Annotated in this window: 18 protein-coding genes; 12 read left to right on the top strand and 6 right to left on the bottom strand. The window is 63.0% G+C overall.

Going from position 1 to position 16,459, the window contains the following annotated elements:
- The first annotated feature begins 40 nt into the window (after positions 1–40).
- Genes RG836_RS21390 through RG836_RS21355 form a run of 8 tightly spaced genes read left to right on the top strand, consistent with a single transcriptional unit; the run spans position 41 to position 6,269 of the window.
- Positions 41–1,219, top strand: coding sequence for a PepSY-associated TM helix domain-containing protein (locus RG836_RS21390; protein WP_310849301.1), 1,179 nt, complete (start codon positions 41–43; stop codon positions 1,217–1,219).
- A complete protein-coding gene (locus RG836_RS21385) occupies positions 1,216–1,758 on the top strand; it encodes a thiamine pyrophosphate-binding protein (RefSeq protein ID WP_310849299.1) in 543 nt (180 codons plus the stop codon). Before RG836_RS21390 ends, RG836_RS21385 begins: the two co-directional genes overlap by 4 nt.
- Entirely contained in the window at positions 1,755–2,081 is a 327-nt protein-coding gene (locus RG836_RS21380; RefSeq protein WP_310849297.1) for a hypothetical protein, read from the top strand. The genes RG836_RS21385 and RG836_RS21380 overlap by 4 nt, the downstream gene beginning before the upstream one ends.
- Positions 2,078–2,662: a DUF6162 family protein gene (locus RG836_RS21375; RefSeq protein ID WP_310849295.1), complete on the top strand. Its 585-nt coding sequence runs from the start codon at positions 2,078–2,080 to the stop codon at positions 2,660–2,662. Before RG836_RS21380 ends, RG836_RS21375 begins: the two co-directional genes overlap by 4 nt.
- A gap of 30 nt (positions 2,663–2,692) precedes the next feature.
- Positions 2,693–3,622 carry a metal ABC transporter substrate-binding protein gene (locus RG836_RS21370; protein ID WP_310849293.1) on the top strand — a complete coding sequence of 310 codons (930 nt, stop codon included), beginning with the start codon at positions 2,693–2,695 and terminating at the stop codon, positions 3,620–3,622.
- Positions 3,619–4,464 (top strand): metal ABC transporter ATP-binding protein, encoded by an 846-nt coding sequence (locus RG836_RS21365; RefSeq protein WP_310849292.1) that lies wholly within the window; start codon positions 3,619–3,621, stop codon positions 4,462–4,464. Before RG836_RS21370 ends, RG836_RS21365 begins: the two co-directional genes overlap by 4 nt.
- Positions 4,464–5,363 (top strand): metal ABC transporter permease, encoded by a 900-nt coding sequence (locus tag RG836_RS21360; RefSeq protein WP_310849290.1) that lies wholly within the window; start codon positions 4,464–4,466, stop codon positions 5,361–5,363. Before RG836_RS21365 ends, RG836_RS21360 begins: the two co-directional genes overlap by 1 nt.
- Positions 5,364–6,269 carry a metal ABC transporter solute-binding protein, Zn/Mn family gene (locus RG836_RS21355; protein ID WP_310849288.1) on the top strand — a complete coding sequence of 302 codons (906 nt, stop codon included), beginning with the start codon at positions 5,364–5,366 and terminating at the stop codon, positions 6,267–6,269. It begins immediately after the preceding gene.
- A 139-nt stretch (positions 6,270–6,408) separates the two neighbouring features.
- Here RG836_RS21355 and RG836_RS21350 read toward each other — a convergent pair whose 3' ends face one another.
- From RG836_RS21350 to RG836_RS21330, 5 genes are all read right to left on the bottom strand, one after another.
- Positions 6,409–6,636, bottom strand: coding sequence for an MbtH family protein (locus tag RG836_RS21350; RefSeq protein ID WP_310849286.1), 228 nt, complete (start codon positions 6,634–6,636; stop codon positions 6,409–6,411).
- A gap of 82 nt (positions 6,637–6,718) precedes the next feature.
- On the bottom strand, positions 6,719–8,131 hold the full coding sequence (locus RG836_RS21345) for an aspartate aminotransferase family protein (protein WP_310849284.1): 1,413 nt from the start codon (positions 8,129–8,131) through the stop codon (positions 6,719–6,721).
- A 54-nt stretch (positions 8,132–8,185) separates the two neighbouring features.
- Positions 8,186–8,698, bottom strand: coding sequence for a GNAT family N-acetyltransferase (locus RG836_RS21340; protein ID WP_310849282.1), 513 nt, complete (start codon positions 8,696–8,698; stop codon positions 8,186–8,188).
- Between the two features lie 106 nt (positions 8,699–8,804).
- Complete coding sequence (locus tag RG836_RS21335; protein ID WP_310849280.1) at positions 8,805–10,130, bottom strand: ATP-binding protein; 1,326 nt, start codon at positions 10,128–10,130, stop codon at positions 8,805–8,807.
- On the bottom strand, positions 10,127–10,807 hold the full coding sequence (locus tag RG836_RS21330) for a response regulator (RefSeq protein WP_310849278.1): 681 nt from the start codon (positions 10,805–10,807) through the stop codon (positions 10,127–10,129). Before RG836_RS21330 ends, RG836_RS21335 begins: the two co-directional genes overlap by 4 nt.
- A 225-nt stretch (positions 10,808–11,032) precedes the next feature.
- Here RG836_RS21330 and RG836_RS21325 point away from each other — a divergent pair, with 225 nt between their 5' ends.
- From RG836_RS21325 to dsbG, 4 genes are all read left to right on the top strand, one after another.
- Positions 11,033–11,986 (top strand): tetratricopeptide repeat protein, encoded by a 954-nt coding sequence (locus RG836_RS21325; RefSeq protein ID WP_310849276.1) that lies wholly within the window; start codon positions 11,033–11,035, stop codon positions 11,984–11,986.
- Between the two features lie 131 nt (positions 11,987–12,117).
- Complete coding sequence (gene dsbD, locus RG836_RS21320) at positions 12,118–13,857, top strand: protein-disulfide reductase DsbD (protein WP_310849274.1); 1,740 nt, start codon at positions 12,118–12,120, stop codon at positions 13,855–13,857.
- Positions 13,857–14,723, top strand: coding sequence for a TlpA disulfide reductase family protein (locus RG836_RS21315; RefSeq protein ID WP_310849272.1), 867 nt, complete (start codon positions 13,857–13,859; stop codon positions 14,721–14,723). The genes dsbD and RG836_RS21315 overlap by 1 nt, the downstream gene beginning before the upstream one ends.
- On the top strand, positions 14,699–15,466 hold the full coding sequence (dsbG, locus tag RG836_RS21310; protein ID WP_310849271.1) for a thiol:disulfide interchange protein DsbG: 768 nt from the start codon (positions 14,699–14,701) through the stop codon (positions 15,464–15,466). Before RG836_RS21315 ends, dsbG begins: the two co-directional genes overlap by 25 nt.
- 90 nt (positions 15,467–15,556) lie before the next feature.
- Here the strand turns inward: dsbG and RG836_RS21305 are convergent, their stop codons facing one another.
- Positions 15,557–16,369, bottom strand: coding sequence for an alpha/beta fold hydrolase (locus RG836_RS21305; protein WP_310849270.1), 813 nt, complete (start codon positions 16,367–16,369; stop codon positions 15,557–15,559).
- Between the last annotated feature and the right edge of the window lie 90 nt (positions 16,370–16,459).

Raw genomic sequence — 16,459 nt, 5'->3', positions numbered from 1 at the left:
CCGTAGCGGCAGTCCACTCATTGAACCAAGACCCCCAATCATGTCGAAGAAATCCCGCTCCAAACTCTGGTTTCTCGTGCACAGCTGGCTGGCATTGCCGATCTGGTTTTTCGTCCTGATCGTGTGCGTCACCGGCACCCTGGCCGTCGTCAGTCAGGAAATCGTCTGGCTGGCCAACCCGCAGATGCGTGCCAGCCAACCCTCGGACGATGCACCGTTGCTCGGCTACGACCAGATCATCGCCGAGATCAAGAAGGCCGAGCCGAACCTGCTGGTCAAGGAAATCAACCGCCCGGACGAATCGCACTTCGCCCTGGATGTCGACGTCACCTACCCCGACGGTCGCTCAGTCACGGTTTACGTCAACCCCTACACCGGGGCCATACAAGGGCCCGCGCCGACTTTCAACTTCAAGGCGTTCACCCGCGCCTTGCACGGTTGGTGGCTGGTGCCGTTCACCAATGGCTACAGTTGGGGCTGGTACCTGGTGTCGTTTCTCAGCCTGCCGTTGCTGGCCTCGCTGGTGACCGGGCTGGTGGTGTACAAGCGGTTCTGGAAAGGCTTTCTGCGCCCGACGTTGCGCATTCGCCACGGCGCGCGGATTTTCTGGGGCGACTTCCACCGCCTCAGCGGTATCTGGTCGATTTGGTTTATCGCGGTGATTTCCATCACTAGCACCTGGTTCCTGATCCAGGCGTTCATGTTCGATAACCAGGTCACCATCTCCACCGCGCCGGTCGCGCTGGTGGTGCCCCGCGAAAGCGTGCCGCAGACCACCGATGGCGCGCCAGCACCGATGATCAGCCTCGACGAAGCGATTCGCGTGGCCAAGGAACGCATTCCGGGCCTGGACGACAGCTACGTCAGCCTGCCGCTCAACGCCTACAGCTTTATGTCGGTGGGTGGCCGCAGTTGGTACCCCTTGATGTACCAGACCGCCGACATCAACCCCTACACCGGCGAAATCGGCTCCACGCGTTTGTTGTCCGACCGCTCCGGCCTGGAGCTGGTGACCGAGTCCATGCGCCCGCTGCACACCGGTGACTTTGGTGGCTTGTGGATCAAATTGATCTGGTTTTTCTTCGGCCTGCTGCTGAGCATGATGGTCCTCAGCGGATTGCTGATTTGGACCAAACGCACCGCCTTGGCCACCGCCAACGCCTTCAAGCGCAATAACAAACGCGTGCAAACCGCCACTGCCACCGAGGTCAGCCCATGAGCCTGTTTATCGCTGAAAAACCCGGCTCGGCCCTGAGTCGTTTCTGGCACAAATGGCGGTTTCACATCAACATTCTGTTGTTGCTGGTGCCGCTGGGTTTCATGCCCAAGTACTTCGCCGACGCCGCGCTGTTCCGTGGCGATACCGGGCTCGGCGAGCGGGAAATCGGCGAACTGCAAGTCGGCCCGTGGAGCGTGCGCCTGGCGGAACTCCGCAATGAAGCGCCACGGCTCGACGGCCCGGCCGGCTACATGAAGAACTTCAACGCGGCGCTGTGTTCGGCCTGCCGCGATCAGGTCAAGGCAACTTACCTGCGCATCGGCAAACCCCGCAGCCTGCGCGCCGCCGGGGTGATTTTCTTCGGCACGCCGTACCGTATGGGCGCCATGCTGCCGATCCCGGAAAAAACCAAGGCCGACGCTGAACTGTGGGTGACCATGGAAGGCTGGGACGGCAGCATGCACCAAGCGTCGATCCCGCTGAGCCAGGCGTCCCCCGCCACCCTCGATTGGCTGAACAAACAAGGAGGCCGACCATGATCCGCCGTAATTCCCTGAGCGCCGCGCTGCTGGTGCTCGGTGCCGGTTTCACCACCCAGTCCCTGGCGCACAACCCGATGTGCGAGTGCAAGGCGGTCGACGCCGAACAGATTCAGTGCACCGGCGGTTTCTCCGACGGCAGCGGCGCGCCGGGGGTGACCCTCGACGTGATCGGCTACGACGAGACCATTCTGGTGCCCGGCAAGCTCGGCGCCGATTCGACCCTGACCTTCAAGAAACCTGCGGCGGAATTCTACGTCCTGTTCGACGCCGGCCCCGGCCACGTCGTCGAGATCGACCAAGCGGATATCCAGGCACCATGAGTCTTGAACACACCACGGCGACCACGCAAATCGTCCGTCCGGCCGGCGCCGGCCATGAAACCCTCTACGTGTTGCTGCTGTGCCTGGTCATCCTGACCCTCGCCGGGTCGGTGGTGGCCTGGCACGGTGAATCCACCGAAGTCGTCGCGGTCAACGAGCATCAACTCGACGCCCGCCGCGACCTCAGCGCTTCCGAACAAGGCATCTATGCCGACTTGCGGGTGACCCTCGACGAGATTCATTTACTGCGCCAGGAGCAACAAACCCTGCCCAGCCCTGCGGAACTCGCCGAAGAAGGCTTCGCGCCGTTCGCCCAGGACGCCAGTTCGGTCAGCCGTGGCGGCCATGCCTGGCAACTGACGGCAGGCAGTGGTTATGTTGGCCATAGCCAGGCGCCTAAGGTGGCCGGTTCGTTCCTGATGCGCATCACCGAGCAGCAGGACCGCCCCGACATCTGGCTCAATCGCCGCCCCGATCTGCAGACGCCCAACGACCTCAGCGATGCCGCCCTCGAAAGCGCCGGCTGGCAGCAGATCGTCGCGCAATTCGATGCCGGCGTAACCCGCCAGCACAAGCACTGATCCCCTTCCGCGAGAGAAGACCGCTTACTCATGTCCAGTTCATTGCACCGTTCACCTGTACTGCGCGGCCTGCTGCTCGGCCTGATCGCCTGCCTGCTGACGCCGCTCGCCAGTGCCGACCAGGCCAAGCGCTTGCGCATCGGCATCACCCTGCATCCTTATTACAGCTACGTGGCCAACATCGTCGGCGACAAGGCCGAGGTGGTGCCGCTGATCCCCGCTGGCTTCAACCCGCACGCCTACGAGCCCCGCGCCGAGGACATCAAGCGCATCAGCGGGCTGGACGTGGTGGTGCTCAACGGCGTCGGTCACGATGACTTCGCCGACCGCATGATCGCCGCCAGTGAAACCCCCAACGTCGCGGTGATCGAAGCCAACGAAAACGTGCCCCTGCTGGCCGCCACCGGGGTCGCTGCCCGCGGCGCCGGCAAAGTGGTTAACCCGCACACCTTCCTGTCGATCAGCGCCTCGATTGCCCAGGTCAACAACATCGCCCGGGAACTGGGCAAGCTCGACCCGGACAACGCCAAGGCCTACACCCAGAACGCCCGCGCCTACGGCAAGCGCCTGCGGCAGATGCGCGCCGACGCCCTGGCGAAACTGACCCAGGCGCCGAACGCCGAGTTGCGCGTCGCCACCGTGCACGCGGCGTACGACTACCTGCTGCGCGAGTTCGGCCTGGAAGTCACGGCGGTGGTCGAGCCGGCCCACGGCATCGAGCCGAGCCCGAGCCAGTTGAAGAAGACCATCGACCAGTTGCGTGAACTGGACGTCAAGGTGATCTTCTCGGAGATGGATTTCCCCTCTTCCTATGTCGACACCATCCAGCGCGAGTCCGGGGTCAAGCTGTACCCGCTGTCGCACATTTCTTACGGCGAGTACACCGCCGACAAGTACGAAAAGGAAATGACCGGCAACCTCAACACCGTGGTCCGGGCGATTCAGGAGTCGGGCGCATGACGGCGAAAGAACCCCTGATCGACAATGAATCCACGGTGGGAGCGAGCCTGCTCGCGAATACTGCGGATCCGTCGACATCGGCTGTGAACGACACAGCGGCTTCGCGAGCAGGCTCGCTCCCACGGGTTTCGGGACCGACACTGGATTTCGCCCAGATCGGCCTGACCCTCGGCCGCACTGCAATCCTCGACAACGTGACCTTCCAGGTGCAGCCCGGCAGCGTGCATGCGTTGGTCGGCCCCAACGGTGGTGGCAAGAGTTCGTTGATCAAGACCCTGCTCGGGCAGATGCCGCACCAGGGCACCCTGAGCCTGCAATGGCCCGGCGAGCCCGGCACCATCGGCTACGTGCCCCAGGCGCTGGAGTTTGACCGTGGCTTGCCAATGACCGTCGACGACTTCATGGCGGCGATGGTCCAGCGCCGTCCGGCCTTTCTCGGCCTGAGCAAGCACTACGCCGCCGCCATCGGCGAGGCGCTGGAGCGAGTCGGCATGCAGGACAAACGCAAGCGGCGCATGGGCGCATTGTCCGGTGGCGAACGCCAACGGGTGTTGCTGGCGCAAGGGCTGATCCCGGCGCCGCAATTGCTGGTGCTGGACGAACCGATGTCAGCACTCGATGAAGCAGGGATTCAGGTGTTCGAGCGTCTGCTCGGTGACTGGCGCCAGAGCGGCATCACCGTGCTGTGGATCGAACACGATCTGGAAGCCGTCGGGCGCCTGGCCGACCGCGTCACCGGGCTCAACCGCCGGGTGCTGTTCGACGCCACGCCACAACAAGCGCTGACCCCGGAGCGTCTGCTGACGCTGTTTTCCACCCATCCACGCGGGAGCGCTGCCTGATGAGTTACGAAGCCTTCCGTTTGATGGTCCAGGGCTGGGCCTCGTCCGGCTACCTGCCGGAAGCCCTGGCCTATGGGTTCGTGGTCAACGCTTTGCTCGCCGGATTGCTGATCGGCCCAGTGCTTGGCGGCCTTGGCACCCTGGTGGTGGTCAAGCGCTTCGCGTTTTTTTCTGAAGCGGTGGGCCACGCTGCGCTGACCGGCGTCGCCATCGGCATTCTGCTCGGCGAACCCTACACCGGGCCTTACGGCGCGCTGTTCGGCTACTGCCTGTTGTTCGGCATTCTGCTCAATTACCTGCGCAACCGCACTGGCCTGGCACCGGATACCTTGATCGGCGTGTTCCTTTCGGTATCGCTGGCCTTGGGCGCGAGCCTGCTGCTGATTCTGGCCGGCAAGATCAACGTACACATTCTGGAAAACGTGTTGTTCGGCTCAGTGCTGACGGTCAACGGCAATGACCTGGCGGTGCTCGCGGTGGTCGGCTCGCTGGTCATGGCCCTGGCCCTGCCGCTGTATAACCGCATCATGCTCGCCAGTTTCAACCCGCAATTGGCGGCGGTGCGCGGGGTGGCGGTGAAGACTCTGGACTACCTGTTCGTGATTCTGGTGACTCTGATCACAGTGGCGGCGGTGAAAGTCATCGGCGCGATTCTGGTCGGTGCCCTGCTGGTGATCCCGGCGGCGGCCGCGCGTTTGCTCAGCCAGTCGCTCAAAGGCTTTTTCTGGTGTTCGGTGGTGATCGCCACAGTCAGCACGTTATGCGGGATTCTCGCGCCGATCGTCTTCGACCTGCCGATCCCGTCCGGCGCCGCGATCATTCTGGTTGCCGGTCTCGCCTTCGCCCTGTCCGCCATCGCGCGCGGTGTCGTCCCAAGCTTGAAAGGGAACCTCGGATAAATGACTTTTTCGTTGCGTCAACTGACCCTGGCCATGGTGCTGTGCAGCGCCGTGGTGCCTTCGCTGTATGCCGCCGACGCGGCCAAACCGGTAAAGGTCCTGGCCTCGTTGCCCATCACGTTCGGCCTGGGCGAAGCCTTGCTCAAAGGCACCCCGGTCAAACTCGAACGCGCGGCACCGGCCAACCTGCCGGGCTCACGGCAAACCGCCTACTTCTCCACCCGTGGCGGCCCGGCCCTGGCCGAACTGGCCAACGGCGCGGACGCAGTGATCGGCGTGCGCTCGTTGTGGGCCGATGACCCGCTGTATCCATTCGCCCGGCGCAGCAACATCCGCATCGTCGAAGTCGACGCCGCCCGCCCGGTGGATGGCGCCCTGCCCGGCATCGCCGTGCAACCGGGGCTCAAGGTCGACGGCTTGAACAGCCAGCCTTGGCAGGCCAGTAACAACATGGGACGGATGGCCGACGTAATGGCAGCCGACCTGGTACGCCTGGCACCGAGCGCCAAAGGGCAGATCGACAGTAACCTGGCGACCCTCAAGCAGCGCTTGCTCAAACTCAGCGCCGACAGCGAAGCGCGCCTGGCCAGCGCCGACAACCTCAGCGTGATGAGCCTCAGCGATCACTTCGCCTACCTGGTCAGCGGTCTCAATCTGGAACTGAGCGGCGTCGACGCCCGCGCCGATGCCGAATGGACACCTGAAGCGCTGAAGCAGTTGAGCGCAGACTTGAAGGCCAACGACGTAGCGTTGGTGTTGCACCATCGCCAACCGTCCGACCCCGTCAAAGCCGCGATTGCCGAGAGTGGCAGCCGATTGCTGGTGCTGAGCACCGACGGCGAAGACCCGGTGGCGGAACTGGAAGGGAATGTGGATGCGGTGATCAAGGGCCTGAACGGCGCCTGACCCCTCCTCGCACTGGCAGCCTGGCGCCCCTGTATGGGAGCGAGCCTGCTCGCGAAAGCGTCACAACTGACAATACCCCCCAGAACTGAAAAACCCGCTGACCGTCACCGGTTCAGCGGGTTTTTTATAGGCCGGTAGCTCAATGAGCCACGGCGGCCTGCTCTTCCATTTTTTGCCGCAAGCTCAGCGGGCGCATGTCGGTCCAGACTTCTTCGATGTAGGCCAGGCATTCTTTTTTGAAGCCGCTTTTGCCCACGGTGCGCCAGCCTTGCGGCACGGCTTTGTAGTCGGGCCAGATTGAGTATTGCTCTTCATGGTTGACCACCACTTGGAAGAGGATGTCCTCGCGGTCAAAAACTGAAGTCATGGTAGGTCTCCGTCGCTAAATGAGTCGGCCGCGCGAGGGACGCGGCGGTGATGTAGAAGGAACGTATCGGCCCCGGGAAAATTTACAGGGCCTTCAGCGCCGCGCTCAGGGCCCGGCCGAAAATCTCCGCCACGGTGTCGATCTCGGCGGCGGTAATCACCAATGGCGGCAGAAAGCGCACCACCGCGCCATTGCGCCCACCCAATTCGAGAATCAGCCCGCGCTTGAGGCATTCCCGTTGTACCAACGGCGCCAGGCGCGCGAAGGCCGGCGGATGGCCCTGGCGGTCGGGCAAGCCGTCAGGGTCCACCAACTCGACGCCGAGCATCAACCCTCGTCCGCGAATGTCGCCCAGCTGCGGGAAGTCACGTTGCAGGAGGCGCAGGTGTTCGCTGAGGCGTTCACCCATGGCTGCGGCGTGCTCGCACATGTTGTGCTCGACCAGATAACGCATCACTGCCGAACCGGCGGCCATGGCCATTTGATTGCCACGGAAGGTACCGGCATGGGCGCCCGGCAGCCAGGTATCGAGCCAGTCGCGATAGACCACCACCGCCAGCGGCAGGCTGCCGCCAATGGCTTTGGACATCACCACCACATCCGGGATGATCCCGGCGTGTTCGAACGCGAACATCTTGCCAGTGCGGGCGAAGCCACTCTGGATTTCATCAACGATCAGTGCCACCCCGGCCTTTTCGGTAATCCGCCGCAGGCCGCGCAGCCAGTCGAGATCGGCCGGAATCACCCCGCCCTCGCCCTGCACCACCTCAACGATGACCGCCGCCGGCAATTGCACGCCGCCCTCGGGGTCGTTGAGCAGGTTGTCCAGGTAGTTGAGGTTGATCTGCACGCCCAGCTCGCCGCCGACACCGAACGGGCAACGGTAATCATAGGGATATGGCATGAACTGCACGCCATTGCTGAGCAAGGCACCCAGCGGTTCCTTCGGCCCGAGGCTGCCCATCAGGCTCAGCGCGCCCTGGCTCATGCCGTGGTAGCCGCCCTGAAACGACAGCACAGTGCTGCGTCCGGTGGCGGTGCGCACCAGTTTCAGCGCGGCTTCAACCGCGTCGGTTCCGGTCGGCCCGCAGAACTGGATCTTCGCTTCCCGCGCCAGGTCAGCCGGCAACAGTGCGAACAGGTCCTGGACAAACTGATCCTTGACCGGCGTGGTCAGATCGAGAGTGTGCAGCGGCAGTTCATCGGCCAGCACTTGCTGGATCGCCTCGATCACCACCGCGTGGTTATGCCCCAGCGCCAGCGTGCCCGCCCCCGCCAGGCAATCGATAAAACGCCGGCCCTCGACGTCTTCCACATACAAGCCCTTGGCGCGCTTCAGGGCCAGGGGAATGCGTCGCGGGTAGCTGCGGGCATTGGACTCCTGGCGGTTTTGACGGGCGAGCAACGGCGATTCATTGAACTGGTAAAGCGTCTCGGCGGCCGTCGCGACACTGCGGGCAGGCTGCTCTTGAATAAGGCTGGTAGCGACTGACATCTCGACCCCTCAATACGCTGATGATTTTCCTGTTCTGGAAACGCACCAGCGCACTCAGGATTTAGGCCCCCGGTCGGCTTTGCCCGCGTCACCATCGAGCTCGCGATACATCGGGATCGCTTGCAACCCGGCCACATTGAATGAAGGCGCAGCGTGGCAATAGCCCAGGCGCTGGTAGAAGGCCTCACTGGTGCGGGTGCTGTTGAGGTGCACTTGGGCTAACCCCCGAGCGCCGAGCCAGGTTTCCAGGTCACGGACCAGCGCCCGGCCCACGCCCCGGCGAAACCATTGCGGCTGCACGTAGCAGAACGCCAGGCGACCGTTGCTGGCCGCCATGGCGACGCCCACCGGTTTGTCCTGCAGCCGGGCCAGGTTCACGTACAACCGTGAGTCGCAGAACCAGTGCTCGATGTGTTCCAGGGTTTTAGTGCGGGTCCAGGTATCTACGATCCGTGGGTCATTGCGGTGGTCGATGGCGCAGCCGAGGCGAATCGACTGCTCGATGATGCGGCTGATAATCCCGGCGTCGGCAGCGCAAGCGTTGCTGACCTGAAGCGATGCTTCCATGGCGCGGTGTCTCCTCAATCCATTGAGTCTTGCCGTCTGAACCATAGCTGTGGGGAGGCGAGGTCGCGAATCTGCAGACGTTACATTTGATGTGCGCAGCCTGCGTTCACGCGGCCTGCAATGGCATGGTCAATTCAACCCGCAACCCATCTGCTCGGCTATCGAAATGCAGGTTGCAGCCACAGCGCTGGACGATCGCCTGCACGATCGCCAAGCCCAAGCCGCAGCCGGTGCTCTGGCCGTTGCGCCAGAAACGTTGGGTCAGGTGTTGCAGATCGTCTTCAGCGATGCCTGGGCCATGATCGCGAACCACGAAGCGCACGCGTTTGCCGGTGGTTTCCAGGCTCAGCTCCACGTCCGCATCGGCGGGTGTGTGGCGCAAGGCATTGTCGAGCAAGTTGCGCAGCGCCGCGATCGACAACACGGCCGGCATCTGCACCGGGGCCTGAGACAGGGTAGCCGGCAACTGCAACTTGATCCGCCGCCGGTCACCGGTCGCCGCATCCTGAATCGCCAGGCGCGCCACCTGCTCGGCATTGCACTGTTTGCCATCGTCAAACGACAGGCTGCCCTCGACTCGCGCCAGCAGCAGCAACTGCTCAAGGGTCCGGTGCAGACGGTCGGCGCCCTCCTCGGCCCGGGCCAGGGATTGATCCCGCGCCGCGCCATCGGTCATGCGCGCCACTTGCAGGTGGGTCTTGATCGCGGTCAACGGGCTACGCAGTTCATGGGCGGCGTCGCCGGTCAGGCGGCGCTCGCGCTCGATGGTCTTGCCAATGCGCTGGAATAATTGATTCTGGGTGTCGAGCAAGGGTTGCAGTTCGCTGGGTAAGGGCTGGATTTGCAACGGCTCAAGGGAATCGGCGCTGCGCCGCATCAAGGCATCGCGCATGCGGTTGAGCGGCGCCAGGCCCTGACCAATCCCCAGCCACAGCAGGCACAAACAGCCCAGCAGCGCCACGCCCACCGGCACTGACGCGGCCAGCAACACCGAGAGGTTCAGGGCTTCCCGTTCAATTGCCCGGTCGGCGGTGGTGATGCGCACATCGCCGCGGGTCAGGGTGAAGGTACGCCACGGCGCGCCGTCGATCATCTGATCGTGAAAGCCCATGGTCTGCGCTTCCAAGGCCTGTCCCGGCTCGGTGTGGCTGCGGGCGAGGATTTCCCCGCGCAACGAACTGACCTGACACGCCATGCCGCCGGGGATATTCAACTGCTCGGCGCTGAAATGGGTGCCATCGCCCTTGCTCGGCAACGCCGGCAGTTGCTCCAGCAGCCCGGCGACCATACGCGCGGACGCTACCAGACGCTGATCGAGGGAAAACATCATTTGATTGCGCAGGTCGCTGAGCATCCACGCCGCCGCCAGCGCCCAGATCAGCGCAAACGCGGCGCCGAGGGTCAGGCTCAGGCGCAATCGCAGACTCATCACTTGCCGGGTTCTCCACCGTCCGCCGGGCCGAGGCGATAGCCCAGGCCACGCACGGTTTCAACAATGCCTTTGCCCAGTTTGCTGCGCAGGTGATGGATGTGCACGTTGAGGGCGTTGCTTTCCAGTTCGTCGTTGAAACCGTAAACGCTGTCCTTCAGTTGCTCGGTGGACAACACCCGGCCGCGGTTGTGCAGCAAGGCTTGCAGCAGTGCCTGTTCGCGCCGCGACAGGTCGACCGGCTGGCCGCCGAGGGTGGTTTCGCGGCTGCTCGGGTCGTACGTCAATGGACCGTGCTCAATCAGGTTGACGCTGCGCCCGGCCACTCGCCGCAACAACGTGTGCAGGCGCGCCGCCAGTTCGCGCAGGTCGAAGGGTTTAAGCAGGTAATCGTCGGCGCCCGCTTGCAGGCCATCGACCCGATCGGTGACCGAATCCCGCGCCGTCAGGATCAGCACCGGCAGCTCCAGCCCCTGATGCCGCAGTTGTTGGAGCAGCTTGAGGCCATCTTCGTCGGGCAATCCCAGGTCGAGCACCATCACGTCGAACTCGGCGACCTTGAGCATCGCCCGCGCCGCCGAGGCCGTGGCCACGTGCTCCACCGTCAGGCCCTGGGCGGTGAGCCCGGCGACGATGCCGCTGGCGATCAACTCATCGTCTTCGCAAACCAGTACGTGCATGGTGAGACCTTCATGAAAAGTGGCGATTAAGAAGCCCGCCGATTAACCGCGGATTATGCCCGTGCCCCTCGCGACTCGACAGTGCTGAAGCGATCGATGGCCGCTGACCATAATCAACGAAAAAGCAATCTTCAGTGCAATAACTATGTACCGCACTTCAACCTACTCATTTCCCTAGCCTGTGTCTGGTAGCACCTCACTTAACCCTTCAACACAGGTATTCCCATGTATTCCCACGCAAGTGCACTAAAAACGCTGTTCAATCTGTGCGACAACCTCAAGGCTCTGATTAACCAGAGTGAGGACCAGCAACGACAAAGCACGCTCAAAGGCCAGCAGCTCTACAACCTTGGTGAGTTTGCCCAGGCGAAAAACTATCTGACGATCGGTGCCTGCGCCGGCAACGCTGACGCGCAATACGCGCTGGCCGAAGTGATCCGCGGCAAACACACGCCGCTCCACGAGGACGCCAAGGACTGGTATGCCCTGGCGGCCGCGCAGGGCCATGTGTACGCACTGATGCGCCTGGGCGACGCCGCTTCCATCAAGACAGCCACGGCCGTCGCCCAGGCCAGCGTTGATCGAAAAGAAGCCTCGGGCATGCTGCTGATGTATGAGCTGACGCTCGACCTCGCCTGGCTGAAGAAGGCCGCCGACGCAGGCTCCCTCGAAGGCCAATATATCCTGGCCGACAAGTACGACCGCGACCGGACCTTGCTGCCCGATGACAACGAACGCCGCATCGCCATCGACGGGCTGCTGAAAAAGGCCGCCGAAGGCGGACTGTCCAAAGCCATGTTTTGGTACGCCAACCGCCAGCCCATCAGCCGGGATCTGCCAGTCCGTCGCCAATGGGTGGAAAAACGCGCGCACCTCAATGACGTCAACGGCGTGCTGGACTATGGCTTTATCCTCAGCGGCATGTACGAAAACGACGAAGGGGTCGATGAGGAATATGGTTTCGAAAGGGACGTGGTCAAAGGCTATGGCTTGGTCTGGCTGGTGGTCGAGTCGACCCGGGAACTGTCCCGTCACGCTACGGCGCGTGCCTTTCTCAGTGAACTGGCCACGGAGATGACCGAAACTCAAATCAGCGCCGCGAAAGACTTTGCGCAACAATGGACTCAGGCTCATGTGCCCATGTCGCAGTACCGCTTGAGCTATAACGACATCAATTAAGATTTTGACGGTTCATGGTGTTGACCATGGACCGTCGTTTTTCTGCGCAAGCCGGGCTAAGGTGCTGTTAACACCCGGTTAATCGCTGGCCAGCATTGTGGCCGGCATCTGAGAATCTCAAGGCGTCGTTGATGCGTTACCTTTTTATGCTCTTCTTGACGCTGTTGGCGGGCCTGGCCCAGGCCAGCAGCAATCCATTCGACACAAAACCTGATTTCCTTCCCGTCGGCAAAGCGTTCGTCTTTACCTCCGAACGCCTGGACAGCGGTGAAACCCAGCTGTATTGGCAGATCGCCGACGGTTATTACTTGTATCAGCAGCGCCTGAAGTTCGTCGGGTTGACCGACGCGCAGAAACCGCCCTTGCCTACAGGCGAAGCCCATAGCGACGAGTTTTTCGGCGAACAGCAGGTCTATCGGCAGGGCCTTGAGCTGAAAATCCCGGCGGGCGCCAGCGGACAGATCAAAGTCAGCTACCAGGGCTGCGCCGACGCCGGCCTGTGTTATCCGCCGCAAACCGCAGTGGTCGAACTCGGCGGCACCGCTGCTGCCGTCACGCCGACGGCCCAAGCACCGGACCAGGCGCTGGCCAGCGGCTTGCAACAGCATGCATTGGGTTGGAGCTTGCTGGTGTTCTTCGGCCTGGGCCTGTTGCTGGCCTTTACCCCCTGTTCGTTGCCGATGCTGCCCATCCTCGCCGGGCTGGTGGTGGGCAGCGGAGCCTCGCCGCGCCGGGGGTTGTTGTTGGCCGGCGCTTATGTGGTGAGCATGGCCCTGGTCTACGCCGCCATGGGAGTGCTGGCAGCATTGCTTGGCGCTAACCTGCAAGCGATGTTGCAGAATCCGTGGCTGCTGGGCAGTTTCGCAGCGGTGTTCGTGGTGCTGGCGTTGCCGATGTTCGGTTTCTTCGAACTGCAACTGCCGGTGGCCCTGCGCGATCGCCTGGAACACCTCGGGCGCAATCAGCGCGGTGGCAGCCTGATCGGCGCTGGCGTGCTCGGCGCCCTGTCCGGTTTGCTGGTCGGACCGTGCATGACCGCACCGCTCGCCGGCGCCTTGCTCTATATCGCACAGACCGGCAATGCGCTGTTCGGCGGGCTGATCCTGTTTGCGCTGGGCATCGGCATCGGCGTGCCGCTGTTATTGCTGGTGACGGTCGGTAATCGATTCCTGCCCAAGCCCGGCGCCTGGATGAACCTGCTCAAAGGCGTATTCGGCTTCCTGTTCCTCGGCACCGCGCTGTTGCTGCTGCGCCCGGTGCTGGATGCCTCGCTGTGGCTGGGCTTGTGCGGCGCCTTGTTGTTGATCGCCGCGTACAGCGCCTGGCGCCAGGCCCAGGGGTTTGGCCGGGTGGCGCAATTGTTCGGCATCAGTTCACTGCTGATGGGGTTATGGGGCAGCTTGCTGGTGATCGGCGCGGCCGGCGGCAGCGACGACCTGTACCAGCCGCTGCAAGTGTACAGCGGCTCGCGCTCGACCCAGGCCGGCGCGCCCTCCACCCACGATGCGTTCACCACGGTCAACGACCCGGCCGGTTTGCAGCGGGAACTGGACGCCGCCCGCTCCCAGGGCCAATGGGTGTTGCTGGATTACTACGCCGACTGGTGCGTGGCGTGCAAGGACATGGAAAAAAACGTGTTCGCCAAGGCCGAAGTGCTGGCTGCCCTGCAAGGCGTGCGCTTGCTACGGCTCGATGTCACTGCCGACAATGCCGCCAGCCGCGAACTGCTGGAGCGCTACCAGGTGCCCGGCCCGCCGAGCCTGCTGTGGATCGGCGCCGACGGTAACGAGCGGCGCAGCCAGCGCATCACTGGCGAAGTCGATGCCGCCACGTTCTTGCAACGCTGGAACACCACCCGAGAAGCCCGTTAATGCTGACGTTCACCCTCGGCACCTTTGCCATCGCGCTCAACCACCTATTGCTGATCAGCGCCCTGGCGCTCGCGACCTTCGTCGGCTGGCGGGTGGCCAAGCGTGGTGGTGAAAATCCCGAGTCGGTGTTGTTCAGCCTGTTTTTGCTGGGGTTGCTCACGGCCCGTATCGGATTTGTGATCGCCTACTGGCCGCACTACCGCAATGACCTGTGGAAAACCATCGACCTGCGCGACGGCGGTTTCCTCGCCTGGCCCGGTGTCGTCGGCGTGCTGCTGATCGCGCTGTACCGCGGCTGGAAACGACCGGGGCTGCGCAAACCGCTGGGCTATGGCGTGGTCAGTGGCGTGCTGTTCTGGTTGCTGGCGTCTTTCTCCCTGACGATCTACGAACAAGGCACGCGCCTGCCGGACATTGCGTTACGGGATGCCGCCGGGCAAACCGTCAACCTCGGCGACTATCAGGGCGGCCCGTTGGTGATCAATCTGTGGGCCACCTGGTGCCCACCCTGCCGGCGCGAGATGCCGGTGCTGGAAAACGCGCAGCAACAACGCCCGGACCTGACCTTCCTGTTCGTCAACCAGGCCGAGAGCATGCAAAGCGTCAGCACCTTCCTGGCGACTCAGGGGCTGAACCTCGACAACGTGCTATTCGATGGCAGCGGTCGCCTGGGCCAGGCCGTCGGCTCCATGGCGTTGCCGACGACACTGTTCTATAGCGCCGACGGGCGATTGCTCGGCAGCCACCTCGGTGAGTTATCCGAAGCCAGCCTGGCCCGCGCCCTGGAAAATTTCGACACACCCTCAACCGCTAACCCGGCCACGCTTTCAAGGAACCTGCCATGCCCCGCTTCCGCCACTTGCTGACGCTGACCCTGGGCGCTGCCCTGCTGCACCTGCCCACGGTCCAGGCTGAAGAACTGCCTGCCGCGATCAAGAAAATCGAAGCCAAGGGCGCGAAAATCGTCGGCCAGTTCGATGCACCGGATGGCTTGCGCGGGTACGCCGCGCAGTACCAGAACCGGGGCATGGCGCTGTACCTGACGCCGGACGGTCAGCATGTAATCCTGGGCAACCTGTATGACGCCGAAGGCAATGACTTGAGCAGCGCGCCGTTGCAAAAACTGGTGTATGCGCCGATGGCCAAGGAAGTCTGGGCCAAATTCGAAAAGAGCAGCTGGATCGCCGATGGCAACAAGGATGCGCCGCGCGTCGTGTACCTGTTCAGCGACCCCAACTGCCCGTACTGCAACATGTTCTGGGAACAGGCGCGGCCGTGGGTCGACGCCGGCAAAGTGCAACTCCGGCACATCATGGTTGGCATCATCCGCGAAGACAGCCCGGGCAAATCCGCCGCGCTGCTGGCGGCCAAGGACCCGAGCAAGACCCTCAACGACCACGAGAAGGCTGGCAAGGCCAGCACGCTCAAAGCGCTGAAAGAAATCCCCGCAGCGGTCCAGGCCAAGCTGGATGCCAACATGCAGTTGATGGACGAGCTGGAGTTGTCCGCCACCCCGGCGATTTTCTATCTGGACGACAAAGGTGAGCTGCAGCAACAGCAAGGCGCGCCGTCACCGGACAAATTGGTGAAGATACTCGGGCCTAAATAATCTCTGGTGTGTCTGTCCTGACGCCTTCGCGAGCAGGCTCGCTCCCACAAAGATTCCACCCCTTGTGGGAGCGAGCCTGCTCGCGAAGCTTTACGCCCGATCAGCCAAAAACTTCAGCAACTGCTCAGTCACGAACCCTGGATTCTCCAGGTTGGAAATATGCCCAGCCTCAGGCACCAGCACGTACGGGCAGCCGATCAGTTCAGCCATTTCGATGGCTTCCGACGGTGGACGGGGCTTGTCCTGGTCGCCGCACATCACCAGCGTGCTGTCCGCGTTCAGCTCTTTCAGGCGCGGCAGCAGATCGTCGCGACCGAAGGTGATGCGGCCCATTGGCACCACGCTTTCGCGCAGTCGCTCTGCGGGGAGCGCCGCGAGTGTGGCGCGGAAGTCCTGATACAGCGCCGACTGCGGATCGATGCCCGGACGGAAGAAGATCGGCACCACGATGTCCAGCAGTTGCGGCGCGATGACCCCGGTCTCTTCGATCATCTTGAACAACGAGAAATAGTAGTTGCGAGTCTGCTCGGGCTCGACACCGACGTAAGTATCCATCAGCACCAGGCCATTGATGCGCTCGGGCGCCGACAGCGCAAGGCGCGCGCCCCACATGCCGCCCACCGACAGCCCCACCAACGTCACTTGAGCTATCCCCAAATGATCGAGCAAAGCCAAGGCCTGGCGGGCGATGTCGTCCAGCGACGTGGTGCCGGCGGGCAACGGTCCGGATTGGCCATGGCCCCACAGGTCCAGGGCGATCACCCGGTACTGTTGCGACAACGCTGCAATCTGCGGCGCCCACATGGTCTGGTCCCACAAGTAGCTGCCCGCCAGCAACACCGCCGGGCCCGTGCCTTGATCAAGGTAATGAAGTGATTGTCCGTCAACCGTTACCGCAGGCATCGACTGTCTCCTCTCTTTATTGAGTCGGCCAAAAAAGCCTTGGCAGACTGAGCTTGAGCGGTGGGGTCGTCAACCTGAGATTTGTAGCGA

Source organism: Pseudomonas rhizozeae (assembly GCF_031583775.1).
GTDB lineage: Bacteria > Pseudomonadota > Gammaproteobacteria > Pseudomonadales > Pseudomonadaceae > Aquipseudomonas.
The sequence above is the reverse complement of the archived record's forward strand: the minus strand, read 5'-3'. Positions and strand labels throughout refer to the sequence as shown.